General features: G+C 61.5%; 21 protein-coding genes. 13 read left to right on the plus strand and 8 right to left on the minus strand.

The annotated features are described in order from the left end of the window. The first annotated feature begins 20 nt into the window (after positions 1–20). Genes U0988_RS02700 through U0988_RS02715 form a run of 4 tightly spaced genes read left to right on the plus strand, consistent with a single transcriptional unit; the run spans position 21 to position 1,941 of the window. The gene (locus U0988_RS02700; RefSeq protein ID WP_322291108.1) at positions 21–479 is read left to right on the plus strand and encodes an ATP-dependent zinc protease; all 459 of its coding nucleotides are present in this window, start codon (positions 21–23) and stop codon (positions 477–479) included. Beyond that, positions 476–1,381 carry a 30S ribosomal protein S6--L-glutamate ligase gene (rimK, locus tag U0988_RS02705; protein WP_322291109.1) on the plus strand — a complete coding sequence of 302 codons (906 nt, stop codon included), beginning with the start codon at positions 476–478 and terminating at the stop codon, positions 1,379–1,381. Before U0988_RS02700 ends, rimK begins: the two co-directional genes overlap by 4 nt. A 34-nt stretch (positions 1,382–1,415) precedes the next feature. After that, the gene (locus tag U0988_RS02710) at positions 1,416–1,685 is read left to right on the plus strand and encodes a BrnT family toxin (RefSeq protein ID WP_322291110.1); all 270 of its coding nucleotides are present in this window, start codon (positions 1,416–1,418) and stop codon (positions 1,683–1,685) included. Continuing rightward, positions 1,657–1,941, plus strand: a complete 285-nt coding sequence (locus tag U0988_RS02715; protein WP_322291111.1) for a helix-turn-helix domain-containing protein — start codon at positions 1,657–1,659, stop codon at positions 1,939–1,941. The genes U0988_RS02710 and U0988_RS02715 overlap by 29 nt, the downstream gene beginning before the upstream one ends. Before the next feature lie 27 nt (positions 1,942–1,968). Here U0988_RS02715 and U0988_RS02720 read toward each other — a convergent pair whose 3' ends face one another. From U0988_RS02720 to rpsF, 4 genes are all read right to left on the minus strand, one after another. Next, on the minus strand, positions 1,969–3,408 hold the full coding sequence (locus tag U0988_RS02720; protein ID WP_322291112.1) for an AMP nucleosidase: 1,440 nt from the start codon (positions 3,406–3,408) through the stop codon (positions 1,969–1,971). A 91-nt stretch (positions 3,409–3,499) separates the two neighbouring features. Beyond that, complete coding sequence (rplI, locus tag U0988_RS02725) at positions 3,500–4,126, minus strand: 50S ribosomal protein L9 (protein WP_322291113.1); 627 nt, start codon at positions 4,124–4,126, stop codon at positions 3,500–3,502. Positions 4,127–4,138: 12 nt separating this feature from the next. Continuing rightward, entirely contained in the window at positions 4,139–4,363 is a 225-nt protein-coding gene (gene rpsR / locus U0988_RS02730; RefSeq protein ID WP_160755019.1) for a 30S ribosomal protein S18, read from the minus strand. Further along, positions 4,363–4,728 carry a 30S ribosomal protein S6 gene (gene rpsF / locus U0988_RS02735; protein WP_322291114.1) on the minus strand — a complete coding sequence of 122 codons (366 nt, stop codon included), beginning with the start codon at positions 4,726–4,728 and terminating at the stop codon, positions 4,363–4,365. The genes rpsR and rpsF overlap by 1 nt, the downstream gene beginning before the upstream one ends. 199 nt (positions 4,729–4,927) lie before the next feature. Here rpsF and U0988_RS02740 point away from each other — a divergent pair, with 199 nt between their 5' ends. Then, entirely contained in the window at positions 4,928–5,884 is a 957-nt protein-coding gene (locus tag U0988_RS02740; protein ID WP_322291115.1) for a DUF808 domain-containing protein, read from the plus strand. Positions 5,885–5,890: 6 nt separating this feature from the next. Here U0988_RS02740 and U0988_RS02745 read toward each other — a convergent pair whose 3' ends face one another. Next, the gene (locus tag U0988_RS02745) at positions 5,891–7,318 is read right to left on the minus strand and encodes a glutamate ligase domain-containing protein (RefSeq protein WP_322291116.1); all 1,428 of its coding nucleotides are present in this window, start codon (positions 7,316–7,318) and stop codon (positions 5,891–5,893) included. A 79-nt stretch (positions 7,319–7,397) separates the two neighbouring features. Between U0988_RS02745 and U0988_RS02750 the strand changes: the two genes are divergently transcribed. From U0988_RS02750 to U0988_RS02775, 6 genes are all read left to right on the plus strand, one after another. Next, positions 7,398–8,234, plus strand: coding sequence for an LD-carboxypeptidase (locus tag U0988_RS02750; protein WP_322291117.1), 837 nt, complete (start codon positions 7,398–7,400; stop codon positions 8,232–8,234). A gap of 26 nt (positions 8,235–8,260) precedes the next feature. Further along, on the plus strand, positions 8,261–9,196 hold the full coding sequence (gene fabD / locus U0988_RS02755; protein ID WP_322291118.1) for an ACP S-malonyltransferase: 936 nt from the start codon (positions 8,261–8,263) through the stop codon (positions 9,194–9,196). 43 nt (positions 9,197–9,239) lie between these two features. Then, positions 9,240–9,626 (plus strand): GxxExxY protein, encoded by a 387-nt coding sequence (locus tag U0988_RS02760; RefSeq protein WP_322291119.1) that lies wholly within the window; start codon positions 9,240–9,242, stop codon positions 9,624–9,626. Between the two features lie 57 nt (positions 9,627–9,683). Beyond that, a complete protein-coding gene (fabG, locus tag U0988_RS02765; protein ID WP_322291120.1) occupies positions 9,684–10,436 on the plus strand; it encodes a 3-oxoacyl-ACP reductase FabG in 753 nt (250 codons plus the stop codon). Between the two features lie 164 nt (positions 10,437–10,600). Beyond that, positions 10,601–11,728, plus strand: a complete 1,128-nt coding sequence (gene dnaN, locus U0988_RS02770) for a DNA polymerase III subunit beta (protein WP_322291121.1) — start codon at positions 10,601–10,603, stop codon at positions 11,726–11,728. A 98-nt stretch (positions 11,729–11,826) separates the two neighbouring features. Next, positions 11,827–12,900, plus strand: a complete 1,074-nt coding sequence (locus U0988_RS02775; RefSeq protein WP_322291122.1) for a DUF2855 family protein — start codon at positions 11,827–11,829, stop codon at positions 12,898–12,900. Between the two features lie 2 nt (positions 12,901–12,902). Here U0988_RS02775 and U0988_RS02780 read toward each other — a convergent pair whose 3' ends face one another. Genes U0988_RS02780 through U0988_RS02790 form a run of 3 tightly spaced genes read right to left on the minus strand, consistent with a single transcriptional unit; the run spans position 12,903 to position 16,810 of the window. Next, the gene (locus U0988_RS02780) at positions 12,903–14,219 is read right to left on the minus strand and encodes an FAD-dependent oxidoreductase (protein WP_322291123.1); all 1,317 of its coding nucleotides are present in this window, start codon (positions 14,217–14,219) and stop codon (positions 12,903–12,905) included. Then, positions 14,219–15,079 (minus strand): alpha/beta fold hydrolase, encoded by an 861-nt coding sequence (locus U0988_RS02785; protein WP_322291124.1) that lies wholly within the window; start codon positions 15,077–15,079, stop codon positions 14,219–14,221. The genes U0988_RS02780 and U0988_RS02785 overlap by 1 nt, the downstream gene beginning before the upstream one ends. Before the next feature lie 36 nt (positions 15,080–15,115). After that, entirely contained in the window at positions 15,116–16,810 is a 1,695-nt protein-coding gene (locus tag U0988_RS02790; protein ID WP_322291125.1) for a PHA/PHB synthase family protein, read from the minus strand. A gap of 222 nt (positions 16,811–17,032) precedes the next feature. On the opposite strand from U0988_RS02790, the gene lepA reads away from it, so the two are divergent. Together lepA and U0988_RS02800 are read left to right on the plus strand one after the other, a co-directional pair. Beyond that, positions 17,033–18,850, plus strand: a complete 1,818-nt coding sequence (gene lepA / locus U0988_RS02795; RefSeq protein ID WP_322291126.1) for a translation elongation factor 4 — start codon at positions 17,033–17,035, stop codon at positions 18,848–18,850. 151 nt (positions 18,851–19,001) lie between these two features. Continuing rightward, on the plus strand, positions 19,002–19,276 hold a 275-nt coding region (locus tag U0988_RS02800; RefSeq protein WP_322291127.1), incomplete at its 3' end, for a hypothetical protein.

Genomic DNA, 19,276 nt, shown 5'->3' on the forward strand with positions numbered 1-19,276 from the left:
CGGTGCTAGATCGCAGCCAGATGAGCTCCCGCCCCCTCTCGAAAGACGTCTGCGGCTGGCGCGAGATCGTGTCCTTGCCGGAACTGGGCGTGCTGCATCTGCAGGCCAAGGTGGACACCGGCGCGCGGACATCCTCCCTCCATGCGACCGATATTGAATTGTTCGAGCGCGGCGGCGAGGAATGGGCGCGTTTCACCATCGACGCGGTCGAGGATCACCACCAGATCGTCGAAGCTCCGCGCGTCGCGCACCGGATGATCACCAGCTCCAACGGCGAAAGCCAGGAACGGCTGATCATCAAGACCGAACTGGCGATGGGGAACCACAGCTTCCGGGCCGAGTTCAGTCTGGCAGACCGGTCCGACATGGTGTTCCCCATGCTCATCGGCCGCACGTCGCTGCGCAAACGTTTCCTGGTCGATTCGGCCAGATCCTTCCTCTTGCCTGACCCGCTCCGTTCACAGGACCCGATTCGATGAAAATCGCCATGCTTGCCCGGAACCCCAGGCTCTATTCGCACAAGCGTCTGGTCGAGGCGGCGGAGCTGCGCGGCCATTCGATGGATATCCTCAACACCCTGCGCTGCACGGTGAACATCGCCAGCCACCGTCCGACGGTGGCCTATAATGGCGAGACGCTGGCCGGCTATGATGTCGTCATCCCGCGTATCGGGGCGTCGATCACGCAATATGGTCTGGCCGTGCTGCGGCAGTTCGAGATGGGCGGGGTCTGGCCGCTCAACGAAAGCGTGGCGATCGGGCGCAGCCGCGACAAATTACGCTCGATGCAGATCCTCGCCAAGCACGGGCTGGGCCTGCCGCTGACCGCTTTCGCGCATGATCCCAAGCAATCGGCGGAGGTGATCAAGGCGGTGGGCGGCGCGCCAGTAGTGATCAAACTGCTCGAAGGTACGCAGGGCATCGGCGTGGTGCTGGCGGAAACCGACAAGAGCGCGACATCCGTGATCGAGGCGTTTCGCGGGGCCAATGTGAACATACTGGTGCAGGAATTCATCAAGGAAGCGGGCGGGTCGGATATCCGCTGCCTGGTGGTCGGCGGCAAGGTCGTCGCCTCGATGAAGCGGCAGGGCGCGAAAGGCGATTTCCGCTCAAACCTCCACCGTGGCGGCACCGCGGCGCTGATCAAGATCACCCCGGAGGAACGCTCGACCGCAGTGCGCGCGGCCAAGCACATGGGCCTCAACGTCTGCGGCGTCGATCTGCTGCGCAGCAATCACGGTCCGGTAATCATGGAGGTCAACTCCTCCCCCGGTCTGGAAGGCATCGAAGCCGCGACCGGCAAGGATATTGCCGGACAGATCATCGAATTTATTGAAGCGAACGCAGTGGCCGGGAAGACGAAGACCAAGGGCAAGGGGTGAAGGTGCGGTTGACTGCTATGTGTAAATCACATATATGATATTCGAGTATGACGCGGCCAAAAGTGCTGCCAATCTGGCCAAGCATGGCGTGTCTCTCGATTTTGGCCAGGGAATTTTCGATGACCTCAATTTACTTGTTTTGCCGACTATCCGGCACGGTGACGAGGAAGAACGCTACAAGGTCATCGGCAATGTCGATGATCGATTATGGACGGCGATATATGTCTATCGCGGCGAAGCGATACGATTGATTTCTGTCCGAAGGAGCAACGGCGGTGAGCAAAGAGCGTATCATAGCGATTGAGACCGATCCGACTGATCCGGAAGACCGGGCTGTAAGTGCTGCAGGGCTTGAGCGCGCCCGAATGGGGCGGAGCATCCGCCAGTTGCGCCACCGTCTCGGCCTGAGCCAGACTGAATTCGCGGAGCGCTACGGGATACCGGTGGCGAATATTCGTCAATACGAGATAGGGCGGGTCCTGCCACCGCCTGCGGTTCGGTCGTTTTTGAAGGTAATCGCCGCCGAACCCGAGCGAACGGCGCAGGTGATTGCGGCTTAAGAGGTGCTAATGTGCCTAAAAGCAGACCTACCTAAACGGCGGTTCGTTAAACGCCCGCAATTTGCGTGAATGCAGCCTTGGGCCCTCCGCCCGAAGCAGGCGGCAGGCGGTTACGCCGATCTTGAGATGGGCGCTGATCGCTTCTTCGTAGAACTTGTTCGCTTGCCCCGGCAATTTGATTTCGCCGTGCAGCGGCTTGTCCGACACGCATAGCATCGTGCCGTAGGGGACGCGGAAGCGGTAGCCCTGCGCGGCGATGGTGGCACTCTCCATGTCGATTCCGACCGCGCGACTGAGGCTCAGGCGGCGGGCGGAATGGGTGTAGCGCAGTTCCCAATTGCGGTCGTCGGTGGTGACGACGGTGCCGGTGCGCATCCGCTTTTTCAGATCCGCCCCGTGGGAGCCGCTGACTTCCTGCGCCGCCGCTGCCAGTGCCTGCTGGACTTCGGCAATGGCCGGCAGGGGAATTTCGGGCGGCAGGACGTGATCGAGCACGTGATCGTCCCGCAGATAGGCGTGGGCGAGGACGTAATCGCCGATCTTCTGGGTGGGCCGCAAGCCGCCGCAATGGCCGATCATCAGCCATGCCTCGGGCCGCAAGACGGCGAGGTGATCGGTGATGGTCTTGGCGTTGGAGGGGCCGACGCCGATATTCACCAGCGTAATCCCGCTGCGCCCTTCGCCGATCAGGTGATAGGCGGGCATCTGGTGCCGCCGCCACGCGGTGTCGGACAGATGGTTGCGGGCATTCTTCAACGGCTTCTCGAGCAGCATTCCGCCGGCGCCGGCCAGCGCGGTGTATCCGTCCTTGCCCACTTGTTCGCCGGCCCAATCGACGAATTCATCGACATAGCGGTGATAGTTGGTGAACAGGATGAAGCGCTGGAAGTGCTCGGTGCTGGTGCCGGTGTAATGCGCCAGCCGCGCCAGGCTGAAATCGGTCCGCAACCCGTCGAACAGTGACAGCGGAATCGGGCCGCTGATGTCGTCAATCTCAATTCCATCGGCCAGCTCGTCGCCGATATCGGCGAGTTCGGTCGCGGGAAAATGGCGAGCGATTTCCTGCGGGCTGATCCCTGCGAGTTCGGCACCGACAGCGCCATCCAGCACATAGGGGAACGGGATTTCCTGCCGCGATGCGCGCACTTCCAGGCTGATGTCGTAATCGCTGCCGATCAGTTCCAGCTGCTCGGTCAGATAATCGGCGAACATCCGCGGGCGCGTGACGGTGGTGGCATAGGTCCCGGGTGCGTTCAAACGGCCGAAGGCGCGGCTGCGGTCGGTCGGTTGCTGCCCGCCGGTAAACCGCATCACCAGTTCGGGATAGGCATAACTGCCATCTTTGCGGCGTTCGGGCGGGGGCAAGGTGCCTTCCCGGCCAAAGGCGATGACATCGGCGCGAAGGCGGTCAACGGCTGCGGTGTAGAGCGTATCCAGCTCGTCGATAATAGTTTCGATTGATTCCATCGATGGCAGATAGCGCGCGATGGGCTGCATTACAAAGAAAAGGGCGCTGCCTTTTCAAGCAGCGCCCCCGATATTCACAGTTTCAAGAAGCTCAGGCTTGGGTTTCTTCTTCGGCCTCGGCGTCATCGCCGCCTTCGAGCATGTCGGCGGGTATTTCGCCCGGCTCCAGCGTCGGGTCGACCGCTTCGGTGAAACCGCCGCTGCCTTCGGCCTGTTCTTCTTCGAACATCGACTTCATCACATCGACGCCCTGGCGCTGCAATTCGGCTTCATCGTCCGAACGGGCGACATTGGCTTTCACCATCACGTCGACTTCGGCGTGGAGGCGAACGCGAACGTCGAACACGCCCAAGGTCTTGATCGGATGTTCGAGGATGACCATCTTCTTGGTCACTTCGTGGCCCTGAGCCGCCAGTCCGTCGACGATGTCGCGGACGGTGACCGAACCGTACAGCTGGCCGGAGTTCGAAGAAGCGCGGATCAGCACCACTTCGGCGCCGGCAACTTTCTCACCGGTCTTCTCGGCCTCACCGCGAAGCTGTTCGTTTTCCTTTTCCAGCCGTTCCCGGTTGGCTTCGAACACGGCCTTGTTCGCCGAATTGGCGCGCAGGGCTTTCTTGTTGGGCAGCAGGTAGTTGCGTGCGTAACCGTCCTTGACAGTTACGACGTCACCGATGGTGCCGAGTTTCTCGATACGTTCGAGCAGAATGATATCCATGGCGCTCGCTCCTTACTTGACGAGGTAGGGCAGCAGGCCGATCTGGCGTGCGCGCTTGATCGCCTTGGCCAGCTCGCGCTGCTTCTTGGCGGATACGGCGGTAATGCGGCTGGGCACGATCTTGCCGCGTTCGGACATGAAGCCCTGCAGCAGCCGCACATCTTTGTAATCGATGGCGGGGGCACCCTTGCCCGAGAATGGGCAGCTCTTGCGGCGGCGGAAAAACGGACGGGCCATCAGTAACGCTCCTCACGCTCGGTACGCTTCTTGCGGTCACGGTCCTGCTTGCGCATCATGACCGAAGGACCTTCTTCATGTTCGTCCACGCGGACGGTCATGTAGCGGATGATGTCTTCGTTGATCCGCGTCTGGCGTTCGAGCTCGGCAACGACGGCACCGGGGCCTTCGATGTTGATCAGCACGAAATGCGCCTTGCGGTTACGGTCGATCTTGTAAGCGAGGTTCTTGAGGCCCCAGGTTTCCGTCTTGGTAACCTTGCCTGCATTCGCTTCGACGATTTCGGTGGCAGTTGCCGCCAGCGCATCGACCTGAGCCTGGCTCAAATCCTGACGCGCGAGAAAGACATGCTCGTACAGAGCCATCTTTGCTTCCTTCACATTGTAATGCCGATCGCTGGCTGATCCGCGGGATTGCGGGGCCCCTCCGGCTTTCTTCAGTTTCACTCCCTGGCGGAAGCGAAGGCGGGCACATAGCGGGTCCCGCGCGTAATGCAAGCACGGATCGGGCTTGCCACACCTGCGGCAGGACTTCAAAGGCAAGGCGAAAACAGGAGGAATTGCCGTGCCTGGTGGATTAGTCGCGCTGCTCGACGATATTTCGGTAATTGCCAGGGTTGCGGCGGCTTCGGTTGACGATATCGGTGTCGCCGCTGGCCGCGCGGGCAGCAAGGCTGCTGGCGTGGTAATCGACGATGCCGCGGTGACGCCGTCCTATGTCACCGGACTCACCCCCGACCGGGAACTGCCGATCATCTGGTCGATCACCACGGGCAGTCTCAAGAACAAGCTTTTGATCCTGCTGCCGGGCGCGTTGCTGCTCACCTGGCTTCTGCCTTCCGCAATCACCTTCCTGCTGCTGCTGGGCGGCGCTTATCTGTCCTATGAAGGTGCGGAAAAAGTGATCGAGAAGCTGGGCGGGGCGAAACACGGCAAGACGCTGGAAGACCCGATCACCGACCTGGCCAAGTTCGAGCAAGAACGCATCGGCGGCGCGATCCGCACCGACCTGATTCTCTCGGCCGAGATCATGGCCATTTCCCTGAACGAAATCGGCACAATTTCCGACAGTTTCTGGATTCGCGCCGCAGCGCTGGCGCTGGTCGGGATCGCTATCACATTCATCGTCTATGGGGCGGTGGCGATGATCGTCAAAATGGACGATGTCGGCCTGCATCTGGCGGAGCGCGAATCCGAAACCGCCCAGCGCACAGGCCGGTTTCTGCTGCTGGCGATGCCGAAACTGCTCACCATTCTGTCGGTCGTGGGGACGCTGGCGATGCTATGGGTAGGGGGCGGTATCATCGTCCATGCGCTGCATGAACTGGGCTGGGACCTGCTGTACGATCTCGGCCACGGGGTTCAGCACGCCATCGAATCGGCAACCGGGGCGCTGGCTGGTGTGCTGGGGTGGCTGGGCTATGCGGTGTATTCCGCCCTGTTCGGGCTGCTGCTGGGCGGAGTGATTGTGTTCGTTCTGCACAAGGTGCTGAAAATCGGTCACGAAACCGGAGCGCATTGAGCTGGATCAAGCCAGCCGATCGAGAATTCCGCGGGCAAATTCGGTCAACGTATCGTCGCGCGCTCCCATTACCACGATCCGGTCGCCGGGCCGGGCGATCTCCGCGATCCTGTCCGCGCAATCGTCCCGCGTGGGGAGGTATTCGGCGGTGCCGCCTGCCTGCGCGATCAACTGGATGATCCGCTCGCTGCCCTGGCTGCGGTCTACCGTGCCGCCGAAATAGACCGGGTCGCACATCAGCGTGATGTCGTCCGGGCCGAGTTCCCGGGCGAAAGTCTCCGCGAGTTCTGCCCCCATCTGGCGCAGCGGCCCGTAGCCATGCGGCTGAAAGAAGGCGATCACGCGGCCCGGGTGCAGTTTCATCGTGCGCAGGGTGGCGGCGCATTTCTCCGGATTATGGCCGAAATCGTCGATCACGGTGATCCCCGATGGGCTGGTGCCGATGATGTCGAACCGCCGCGCAAGGCCAGCAAAACCCGCCAAAGCTGCAACGGCTTCCCCCACCGGAACGCCCGCCGCAACCGCGCCGGCGATGGCGGCGAGCGCGTTGGAGAGGTTGTGCCTGCCGGGCAGGGCAAGGGTGAGCGGAAAAGTCTGGCCGTCATGCCTATCCACGATCATTGCCGCCTGCCGCACCGGACTGTCGGCAATGCTGCCGGGAACCACGCCGATCTGCGCCAGTTCCTGCTCGACGCCGAACGTCAGCGCGGATTTCGCGTGGGGAAGCAGCGCCAGCGCCTCGGGATTGTCGGCGTTGATCACCGCTACTCCGCTTGCGGCCAGGAAATCGCCGAACAGGCTGCGCAATTCGTCCATGCTCTTGTGGTCGAGACTGACGTTGAGCAGCACCGCGACAGCTGGCCGGTACAGGGCGATCGACCCATCGCTCTCGTCCACTTCGCTGACGAACGCATCTCCGTTTCCGACCACGGCGCTGGCGAAGGGGGTGTCCACCGAGACGAAATTCTTCATCACCGCGCCGTTCATGATCGTCGGATCGCGGCCAACCGCGTGGAGAATCCAGCCGAGCATCCCGGTGACAGTCGATTTGCCGCTGGTGCCGCCGATCGCAATGCCGGTCCGCGCGCTGTTGAACAGGCCCGACAGCAATTGCGCGCGGGTCATGTGGGTGCAGCCAAGCTCCTTGCCGCGGACCATTTCGGGAACCGTATCCTCGACCGCAGCGGAGGCGACCAGGATCTGCTGCGGATCGGTAATTCCGCTCCCGTCCTGCGGAAACAGGGTGAAGCCATGCGCTTCCAGCCAGGCGAATTTTTCCGGTGTCCGCCCCTGGTCGAAGCTGCGATCGGATCCCGCCACCACGGCACCGCGGCCCTTCAGGATTTGCGCCAGTGGCAGCATCCCCGATCCGCCGATGCCGCAGAAAAACCACGGGCGGCCCGCGTGCGGGGCAGGGGCAGTTTCGTCATTCATGCGGGCAGCGGTATGTCGCTCGTCCGGCCATTACAAGCAGGATTACCGCATTTGCCGGAATGCCGTATAGGAACCGCGAATGAGCACGGCAAAAACCCGCATCGCCATCTGCGCGCCCGGCAAGAGACTGGAGCAGGAGCACGCCGACGCGGTGCGGGAACTGGTCGCAGACGATGCCGCGATCGAGCTCGAATTCCACCCCCAATGCTTTGCCAGCCACGGCCATTTCGCCGGAACCGATGCCGAGCGAATGGGGGCGCTGGTCGAATGCGCCAACGATTCCGGGTTCGATGCGGTGTGGTTCGCCAACGGTGGTTACGGCTCGAACCGAATCGCCGCCGAGGCTGTGGCGCAATTGGGAGCAGCCGCGCGGAGCAAGCGGTATGTCGGCTATTCCGACGCCGGTTTCCTGCTGGCCGCCCTTTACAGGGCCGGCATCGGTTCCCCCGCCCACGGGCCGATGGTGGGCGATATCCGGCGGGAGGGCGGCGCTGAGGCGGTACGCAGGTCGCTCGATTTCCTGTCCGGCGGCGTTGGCGGGTTCGAGCCTTCGCTGGACGGACATCCTGCCGCCGCGTTCAACCTGATGACGCTGGCGATGCTGTGCGGCACCGATCTGATGCCCGATCTGACCCGCCATGTAGTGATGGTGGAGGAGGTTTCCGAACATCTCTACGCCGTCGACCGGCTGTTCTTCCACATCGCCCAGCATCTTCGCGGCGCTGCCGGATTGCGGCTCGGCAGGATCGGCGATGTGCCGGAAAACGACCGCCCCTTCGGCATGACCGAGGAAGAAATCGCCCGGTTCTGGTGCGAAAAGGCGGGGATAGAATATCTCGGCCGCGCCGATATCGGACATGACGGGGCCAACCGGGTCGTCCCCTTCGGACTTGCGGCACGTGCCCGCAGCCAATAAGCGCGCGGCCCAAAGGAGACCAAGGAATGCGAGCGTTTGTTTTTCCCGGCCAGGGCAGCCAGAAAGTCGGCATGGGCGCTGATCTCGCCGCCGCCAGCCCCGCCGCGCGTGAAGTTTTCCAGGAAGTCGACGACGCTCTCGGCCAGAAGCTGTTTGCGGTGATGACTAGCGGGCCGGACGAGACCCTGCTGCTGACCGAGAATGCCCAGCCTGCGATCATGGCCAACGCCATCGCCGTGCTGCGGGTGCTGGAGCAGGAAGGCGGGATTTCGCTGGCCGACAAGGGCGATTGCGTTGCCGGCCACAGCCTCGGTGAATACACGGCGCTATGCGCGGTTGGCGCGTTCTCGCTGGCGGATACCGCGCGGCTGCTGAAACTGCGCGGTCAGGCGATGCAGGCCGCGGTCCCGGTTGGCGAAGGCGCAATGGCCGCCCTGCTGGGGGCGGACATCGACAAGGCGCAAGCGCTCGCCGCCGCCGCTGCGGAGGGCCAGGTATGCACCGTTGCCAATGACAATGACCCCACTCAGGTCGTCATTTCCGGCCACCGCGAGGCGATCGAGCGCGCGATCGCGCTGGTCAAGGATCACGGGATCAAGCGCGGGATCCTGCTGCCGGTATCCGCACCGTTCCACTGCCCGCTGATGCAACCCGCCGCCGATGCAATGGCGGCAGCGCTGGAGGTGACCGGTCCCAAGGCGCTCCAACTCCCGCTATACGCCAACGTGACGGCAGCCGAAGTGTCCGATCCGGCAGAAATCCAGCGTCTGCTGGTCCAGCAGGTGACCGGCCGGGTACGGTGGCGCGAAAGCGTGCTGGCGATGCGCGCCGCCGGGGTGGAGCAGTTCGTGGAACTCGGCGGCAAGGTCCTCGGCCCGATGATAGGCCGGATCGACCCCGAAGCACAGGTTACCAGCGTCGTCACGATGGACGATATCGAAGCGCTGCTGAAGGTAATTTAGGGTTTTTTCGCGCAGAGACGCAGAGAACGCAGAGGTGGCCTAAATGAAGCCCATTAACCTGATCACAGCGGATGTCGTCGGCGCGGCTATACGGATACATAGGGAACTTGGCCCCGGACTGCTTGAATCGGTTTACGAGATGGTGCTTGGGGCATCTTTGGCGAAGCAAGGCTACAGTATTGCGCGGCAGCATCCTGTTGCGGTGCATTATGACGGGATGCATTTTGCCAATGCGTTCCGCGTCGATTTGCTTGTAGACAATCGCCTGGTCGTGGAAATCAAGTCGGTTGAACAACTCAGCAAGGCGCACGCGAAGCAGGTGCTGACCTACCTGAGGCTACTGGAGCAGCCCGTTGGGCTGCTGTTGAATTTTTCATGTGCGACAATGAAGGAAGGCATAAAGCGTCTGGTAAATGATTATCGGCCCTAATCTTGATCTCTGCGTCCTCTGCGCCTCTGCGCGATTAAAAAATCTATGGAGAATAGAATGTTTGACCTAACCGGAATGACTGCCCTTGTGACCGGTGCCAGCGGCGGGATCGGTTCGGCTATTGCCCGCTCGCTCGCGGCGCAGGGCGCGCGGTTGGCGTTGTCGGGCTCCAATGGCGATAAATTGCGGGCGTTTCGCGAGGAACTGAACGACGATTTCGGCCACGACCATGTCGAGATCACTTGCGATCTGTCGAATGCCGACAGCGTGGAGCATCTCGTGCCCGCGACCATCGATACGTTCGGCCAGCTGGATATTCTGGTCAACAACGCCGGGATCACGCGCGACAATCTCGCGATGCGGATGAAGGATGACGAGTGGAGCCAGGTCATGCAGGTCAATCTGGAGGCCGCGTTTCGCCTGATGCGCGCTGCCGCCCGCCCGATGATGAAGGCGCGGTTTGGCCGGATCGTCAACATCACCAGCGTGGTCGGCGCCACGGGAAATCCGGGCCAGATGAACTACGCAGCGGCGAAGGCCGGGCTGGTCGGGGCGTCCAAGAGCCTTGCGCAGGAGCTCGCCAGCCGCGGGATTACCGTCAACTGCGTCGCGCCGGGCTTTATCCGCACAGCCATGACCGACCAGCTTCCCGAAGCGCAGAAGGACGCGCTGAATTCCCGCATTCCGATGGGGCGGATGGGCGAGGGTGAGGATATCGGTAGCGCGGTAACCTATCTCGCATCGCGCGAAGCCGCCTATGTCACCGGGCAAACGCTGCATGTGAACGGCGGCATGGCCATGATGTCGTAATCTTTGGGGAGTTTATCCCCAAGGAATCGTACATACTCGCACTGCAGCCTTGCCGCGTTAGATGCGAACGCTAAGGTTATTTGACCATTTTCCGGCGCCAGCAGGCGAATCTGCCTGTCATTTGTGGCATTCAGCCGGTGCGCAAGAGGGATCGAGAAGGACCGATGAAGGCCACAATCGAACGTGCCACGCTGCTACGTTGTCTATCCCACGTCCAGTCGGTGGTGGAACGTCGCAACACGATTCCGATACTCTCGAACGTGTTGATCGATGCCGATGTAGGCGGATCGCTGAAAGTGATGGCGACCGACCTCGATCTGCAAGTGACCGAGAACATGGCGGCGGCCTCGGTCGAAATGCCCGGTGCGATCACCGTGTCCGCGCATCTGCTGTTCGATATCGCGCGCAAACTGCCGGAGGGAAGCCAGGTCAGCCTGGAAACCGCCGACAACCGCATGGCGGTGAAGGCAGGACGCAGCCGGTTCAGCCTGCCAACCCTGCCGCGTGATGATTTTCCGGTCATCGTCGAAGGTGATCTGCCGACCAGTTTCGAATTGCCCGCCAAAACGCTGGCCGAACTGATCGACCGCACGCGGTTCGCCATTTCAACGGAAGAAACGCGTTACTACCTCAACGGTATCTTCCTTCACGTCTCGGATGAGGACCAGCCCGTGCTTCGGGCCGCGGCGACCGACGGTCACCGCCTCGCGCGCTTCACGCTGCCCCGCCCCGATGGTGCGGAGGGGATGCCCGACGTTATCGTGCCGCGCAAAGCGGTTGCGGAACTGCGCAAACTGCTCGAGGAATCGCTCGACGCCAATGTCCAGATCGACCTGTCGGCCAGCAAGATCCGCTTCACCATGGGCGGCGAAGGCGGCGTGGTTCTGACCAGCAAGCTGATCGACGGGACCTTCCCCGATTACAGCCGCGTCATTCCTACCGGCAACGACAAATTGCTCCGGATCGACCCGCGCAGTTTCTACGAAGCGGTGGACCGCGTCGCGACCATCGCCACGGAAAAGACCCGGGCGGTCAAGATGGGCCTCGAAACGGACAAGGTCACCCTGTCCGTCAGCAGCCCGGACAACGGCACTGCAGCCGAAGAACTGGCTGCGGATTACGGTTCGGAAGGGTTCGAAATCGGCTTCAACGCCAATTATCTGAAGGACATCCTCGGCCAGATCGACGGTGACACCGCCGAATTGCACCTGGCAGACGCAGGCGCGCCGACGCTGATCCGCAAGGATGACAAGAGCCAGGCCCTGTATGTCCTGATGCCGATGCGGGTCTAGATGGTGCGCTGATGCGGGAAGGCAATCCATACCAGGATTGCCGTTCGCATCGGGCTTGCTGACTCGCTAGGTTGCTTCCCAAGAACGCGAGAGGTGCCATGAGCCAAGCCGTACATGTCCTGCGGGACGATATTTCCGATGCGGTACTGGTCGATACCGATCTCGGGTCGCTGGCCGAGGGGGCAGTGCGCCTGAAAATCGAGAGCTTCTCGGTAACCGCGAACAATGTGACCTATGCGGTGGCGGGTGACCAGATGGGTTACTGGAACTTCTTTCCCGGAGAAGGACCCCGCGGGGTCGTGCCGATGTGGGGTCACGCGCGGGTTGCGGAGTCCCGCCATCCCGAAATCACCGTGGGAGAGCGGGTTTACGGTTATCTGCCAATGGCGACGCATCTCGATGTCGTCCCGGGCAAGGTCAGTGATGGCGGGTTCATGGACATGGCCGAGCACCGCCAGCCGATGAGCCCGATCTACAACCAGTATTCGCGGTTGACCGCCGATCCGGAACACGATCCGGCGCGCGAGGCGCAGCGGATGATCTTCGGGCCGCTGTTCAAGACCGGCTATCTCATCGAAACGATGTTTCGCACCGAGAGCTGGTTTGGCGCAGAAGCAATGGTGATGACCAGCGCATCGTCAAAGACATCGATGGCGCTGGCCAGCGTAGCCAGAGACAAATCGCCGCAGGTGCGGCGTATCGGGCTCACCTCCGCGGGCAATGTGGCCTTCACCGAAGCGACCGCGCTGTACGATCAGGTTCTTTCCTACGACCAAGTCGGTGAACTGGAGCAGGTACCTACGGTGTCCGTCGATTTTGCGGGCAACAGCAAGGTCCTGCGCGCTATCCACGAACACCTGGGCGGCAATCTCGCCTACTCCTGCCTGGTCGGCGCAACCCATGTGGATGGGCGGATCGGCGGATCGAAGAATATGCCCGGCCCGCAGCCGATTCTGTTCTTCGCCCCGCATTACGCGGTCGCCGCCATCAAGGAGCTCGGCCCCAAGGCGTTCGGGAAAGCGGTGGCGGAAAGCTGGCACAGGTTTCTCGGCGAGGTCGAGGGCACCGTCGAGGTAGAAATCCGCCCCGGCCTTGCGGCCGCGCGCGATACATTTGTCGCTATGGTGAAGGGACAGGTCGATCCGGCAGTGGGGATCGTGATCGAGCCCTAGAGCTATCGCAAGGTCTTGATCATGGCCGCGATATCGACGAACTTCTCGCGCGGGGAACCGTCACGAGCGGCAGCGGCTTCGGCTTCCTCGATCTTCTTCCAGTCGCGAAACGTCACCACCTCAAGCCCGCGGGCTGCCGCCAGTTCGTCGAACCCGGCGCGGCCTTTTTTGCCGGCGCGGCCAAGTTTGCCGCTGTCCATGTCTTTGGCGATCTTCTCGATTACGCTAAAGCCATCAGGCCGGTTTGTTCCGATGGTGCCGCTTGGTCCGCGGCGGGCCCAGCCGACGCAGTAGAGCCCGGTCAGAATGCGCCCCTCGTCGTTGGCGAATCGGCCCATCCGCTCGTCGAACGGCACGTCCGGTATGGGCGAAGTCCGGTAGCCGATGCAGCTCACCACCAGATCGGCGGGAATGCGATAGGTTTCGCCCGTACCGATTGCGCGGCCGGTCACAACTTCGGTGCGCTCCAGTTCCAGCTCGGCGACTTTTCCCGCGCCATGAAACGCGATCGGGCTGGCGAAAAGGTCGAAGTAGATCTCGATGGGCGCATCGGCGTGGATGCTCTCCGGGATGGCCGCGAAACTGCGCAGATGAGCGACGGACTTGCGCAGGCCCGGCTCGAGAATTGCATCCTCCGCCTCGTCCGGCAGATCCTCGGGATCGACGCGCGGTGTGGCGCGGCTGAGGTGGGCCAGTTCGCCCAGTTCTTTCGGCGTCATCGCCACCTGATGCGGGCCGCGCCGCGCCACGATGGTGATTTTTTCGATCCGGGAGCCGCGCAGGGCATCCAGCGCGTGGCCGACAATATCGCTTCCGGCGAATTCTTCCTCCGATTTGGACAGGATGCGGGCGACATCGAGCGCCACATTGCCCATTCCGATGACGACTGCGTGCTTGCCCGACAGGTCAGGCGATAGACCGGCGAATTGCGGATGACCGTTGTACCAGCCGACGAATTCCGCACTCCCGAACACATTGTCCAGTTCTTCGCCGGGCAGGCCGAGGGACCGGTCATTGGGCGCTCCCGTCGCCAGCACGACGGCATCGTACATATCGAGCAAATCCGCGATCGACAGGTCTTCGCCGATCGAGACATTCCCCACGAAGCGGACGTTGCCTGACAGCGCGGTCTTCTCGTACCGGCGCGAAACACCTTTGATCGACTGGTGGTCGGGCGCGACGCCGGTGCGGATGAGACCGTAAGGCACCGGCAAACGGTCGAAAATATCGACCTGCACATCCTCGCCCCATTGTTTCTGGGCACCTTCCGCCGTGTAATATCCGGCGGGTCCGGAACCAATGATGGCGATGTGACGCATCAGGCAGCCCGCTTGCGCTCCGCTCTGCCCGAAGGTGCCTCTTCAGGATCGAGGAACGCGCGGATCGCGGCCACGCTCTGTTCCTTGTGGCTGAGCAGGAACAGATGGCCTCCGCCCTCCATCACCACCAATTCGCTGTTGGGGATCAGCATGTTGAGGAACTTGCCGTTCAGCAGCGGCACGATCTGGTCTTCATCGCCCATCAGGATCAGCGTGTCCTTCTTCATGAAGGGCAGGGCGGGCGCGCTGGTCCAGCCGAGCATCGCAATCAGCTGATACATGTAACCGCGCGGGCTGGGCGGGCTGAGGCGGGCCATATGTCCCCCCTTGCCGGACGCATCGCCCAGCGCGCCGCCATAAAGCGTCTCGAAATGCTGGGCCATGTAATCGGCATCGACGTAGCGGCGCGGATTGGCCATCTTGGTCAGCGCTGCGGGGTTTCCCGGCATCATCAGCATCCCTGCGCTGGTCGCAACCAGCACCAGACGGCGCGTCCGCCGCGGATGTTGCAGCGCGAAATGCTGCGCCAGCCCGCCGCCCCAGCTAATGCCCATGACATCGACTTCCTCAAGCCCGAAGCGGTCGAGCACTTTCGCCGCGGTCCAGGCCATGGTGGCGGTGTTGTACGGTACCACAGGGTCGGGCGATTTGCCGATCCCCGGCATATCGAACATGATGAAACCGCGGTCGGAAAGGGCGTCTGCTAGCGGCGCGACGGCTTCGATATTGGCGCCGATCCCGTTGAAGAACAGAACCGGTGCATGATCGCTCGGCATGTCCAGCCGCCAGCGCGCAACGCGCAGGGTCCGGCCGCCGATTTTCTCCATTGAAATATCGGCATTGGTCATGGCGTCAGTCAAATAGATTTCCTTGCGTGATTAATTTTGACGGGATGCTCAGCGCTGTTCCAGCACATACAGCCCGGGCGCCGGTTCTAGCGGTTTATACGCGCTGTTGCCCAGCTTTTTCGGTGCAGCTTTCTGCTTGCCGGAACGGGACTGGACCCATTCCATCCAGAACGGCCACCAACTGCCCGCGACTTCCTCGGTTCCCGCTAGCCAGTCCTCGACCTTTTTGGGAGGCCCGCCCGGGTTCTTCGACTTGAAGTATTTGGCCTTGGGGTTGCCCGGCGGGTTGAGGATCGCCTGCATGTGTCCAGCCTGGCTGAGCACGAAGGTCACATCCTTCGAACCGAACAGTTGGGTTGAACGGTAACAGGCACGCCACGGCGTGATGTGATCGGTCACCCCGCCCAGGATGAACAAGTCGCTGGTCACCTTGCTCAAATCGACCTTGTGACCGACCATCTCGACCTCACCCTTTTTGGTGAAGGCGAGCGTTTCGAAGATGGTCAGGAAGTCGCCCATCAGGCTGGCGGACAGATTGGTGGCGTCGGCGTTCCAGAACAGGACGTCGAACGCCGGCGGATCGTCGCCGAGCAGGTAATTGTTGATCACATAATTCCAGATCAGATCGTTCGGCCGCAGCCACGCGAAGCCCCGCGCCAGATCGTCGCCCTTGATTACGCCTTGCTTTGCGGCGCGCTGGCGGGCCAGTTGCATTCCATTCTCGCTCACCAGCGAGCCGGCCTCGATGTCGTTCTGCTTGGGATGCAGCACGCAAACCATCAGTGTCAGTGATCCAAGCAGGCTGTCCTTGTCCGCCGCCATCTTGCTGGCCAGCATCGCCGCAGTTTGCCCGCCCGAACATCCAGCCGAGACGTTGACTTTTTTGGAGCCGGTAATCGCCGACACCGCTTCCATCGCTTCGCGGCAGGAATCGATGTAATCCGCCATGTCCCAATGGCCCTGGTCCTTGGTAGGATTTCGCCAGCTGATCACGAAGGTCTGGATACCGTTGTCGACCTGCCATTTGACCACGGATTTGTCCGGGCTCAGGTCATTGATATACATCTTGTTGATTTGCGGCGGGATCGTCAGCTGCGGGATTTCGTAGACCTGATCGGTGGTGGGCGCGTAATGGACAAGCTCCATCATCTCCGTGCGCAGGACGACCGATCCCTTTGATATCGCAATATTCTCGCCAAGCTTGAAAGGTCGCTTGTCCACCTGGCTGACCATGCCCTTGTTATGGACCATGTCGTTATAGGCGTTTTTCAGCCCCTTGATCACACTCAGTCCGCCGCTGTCGATCAGGCGCTTTTGTGCCGTGGGGTTGCCGATCAGCGTATTGGTCGGTGCCAGCCCGTCGATAATGATGTTGGAGATGAAACTCGCCCGGTCGCGTTCCAGCTCGTCCAGCTCGAGATCGGCGAGCCAGTTTTGCATCCCCTTCTGCACCGCGAGATAATATTGCGCACCGGCGCGGAAGAACGGATTGTACTGCCACGCCGGATCCTTGAAGCGCTTGTCTTTCGGATCCGGAGCCAACTCGGATTTCCCCGTCATGATCTTGATCATGTCTTCGCCCATATTGCGGGCGTGTTTCATGCTGCGGGCAGGATCGGAGGCGGTTTCCCGCAGCAGCAGCGCGACCGCGCCGATAAAATCTTCCCGCGCCAGGCCGATCATCGGCCCCAGGGCTGTGGTTGATTGCGCTGCTTCGTTCTCCAGCGTTTTCCGGTCGGTCATCGCGCTCCCCCGTGAGCCAATTTACAGCCCTTCCGGTGCAGTCATGCACTTCGCGTCGCTGCTTGGCAAGGCGGGGGCATGTGACCGAACGGGCTCTGAATTAGGCCCTCTGGTCTAGCGCGTCAGCACCGGCAGCAAGCTACTTGCTGACAGGGCGATCAAGCGCCGCTAAGGGCGGGGCGAAGTATCGCATGATACCAAACCAGATTGCACCGGCGGGCCATGACTGAATTATCCAGGATTAGAAATTTCTCCATCATCGCGCATATCGATCATGGCAAATCCACGTTGGCGGACCGGCTGATCCAGTTCACCGGCGGCCTGACCGAGCGCGAGATGTCGGCGCAAGTCCTTGATAACATGGACATCGAGAAAGAGCGCGGGATCACCATCAAGGCGCAGACGGTCCGCCTCAACTACACCGCCAAGGATGGGCACACCTACCAGCTCAACCTGATGGACACCCCCGGCCACGTCGACTTCGCCTATGAGGTCTCCCGCAGCCTCGCCGCGTGCGAAGGCGCGCTGCTGGTGGTGGACGCCGCGCAAGGGGTCGAGGCGCAGACGCTCGCCAACGTCTACCAGTCGATCGAACACGACCACGAAATCGTCCCCGTCATCAACAAGATCGACCTGCCCGCCGCCGAGCCGGAGAAAGTCCGCACCGAGATCGAGGACATCATCGGCATCGACGCATCCGAGGCCGTGCTCGCCAGCGCCAAATCCGGCATCGGCATCGCCGAAATCCTCGAGGCGATCGTCACCAAGATCCCCCCACCCAAGGGCGACCGCGACGCCCCGCTGAAAGCCATGCTGGTGGACAGCTGGTACGATCCCTACCTCGGCGTGGTGATCCTCGTCCGGGTCATCGCCGGCACCATCCGCAAGGGCCTCCACGTCAAATTCATGGCCGGCGGCACCGACCATCTGATCGACCGCGTCGGCTTCATGAGCCCCAAGATCGAACAGACCAAGGAACTCGCCGCGGGCGAAATCGGCTTCATCACCGCCCAGATCAAGGAAGTCGCCCAGGCCAAGGTCGGCGACACCATCACCACGGTGAAAAACGGCGCGACCGAGGCGCTGCCGGGCTTCAAGGAAGTCCAGCCGGTGGTGTTCTGCGGCATGTTCCCGGTCGACGCTGCGGAATTCGAGAAACTGCGCGACAGCATCGGCAAGCTGCGCCTCAACGACGCCAGCTTCAGCTTCGAGACGGAAAGCAGCGCCGCATTGGGCTTCGGCTTCCGCTGCGGGTTCCTCGGGCTGCTGCACCTGGAAATCATCCAGGAACGGCTGACCCGCGAATACGACATGGACCTGATCACCACGGCGCCCAGCGTGGTGTACCGCATCCAGCTCAACAAATCACGGACCGACCCGGCGCAGGAACTGATGCTGCACAACCCGGCCGATTACCCCGACCCCAGTCGGATCGACCAGATCGACGAACCGTGGATCAAGGCGACCATCTACACACCCGACGAATATCTCGGCTCGATCCTGAAACTGTGCCAGGATCGCCGCGGTATCCAGCTGGACCTGACCTATGTCGGCGGGCGCGCGCAGATCACTTACGAATTGCCGCTGAACGAAGTGGTGTTCGATTTCTACGACCGCCTGAAAAGCATCAGCCGCGGCTATGCCAGTTTCGATTACGAACAGATCGGCCTGCGCGAAGGCGACCTCGTCAAGATGAGCATCCTGGTCAACAACGAACCGGTCGACGCCCTGTCGATGATCGTCCACCGCGGCGTAGCCGAAGCGCGCGGCCGCCACATGTGCGAACGCCTGAAAGACCTCATCCCGCGGCACCTGTTCAAGATCCCGGTGCAAGCGGCCATCGGCGGAAAAGTGATCGCCCGCGAGACCATCGCCGCGATGCGCAAGGACGTGACCGCCAAATGCTACGGCGGCGATATTTCGCGCAAGAAGAAGCTGCTCGACAAGCAGAAGAAGGGCAAGGCCAAGATGCGCGAATATGGCAATGTGAGCATTCCGCAGGAGGCGTTTATTGCTGCGCTGCGGATGGGGGAGGAGTAGCGATGCGTCTAATCCAGGATACATGAGAGATTGTGGCAACGGCATATTTTTGCGAATTGCAAAGAGTCTCACTCTTTCCTACATTGAATGTCCATGATAGGCGCGACCTCATTGAACTGTGCGGGGTGGTTTTCAAACATGAGCGAGTGCGATGCCGTTTAAACCAATCGGCGAACGCCATGCGATTGAAGAAGTCGTATTCATGGTCGGCTTCACGAGAAAATTCAGCGCTCAAGAAATCGACCATGTCGTTGAGCGCCACGACCTTTGGAAATCCGACCTTCCAAAGCTGATGCGACCGCAAATGTTGCAGTTCTCATTTGGCTTTGATCCAGCGCAAGAGGTCGAACCGTCCCCTCCGATTATACCGGCGGCATTTCAATCATTTAAACGCGATGGCTCTGTTGATTGGCAGCTTAAAATCGA

The organism is Allopontixanthobacter sp., from assembly GCF_034376665.1.
In the GTDB taxonomy this organism is placed as follows: Bacteria; Pseudomonadota; Alphaproteobacteria; order Sphingomonadales; family Sphingomonadaceae; genus Allopontixanthobacter.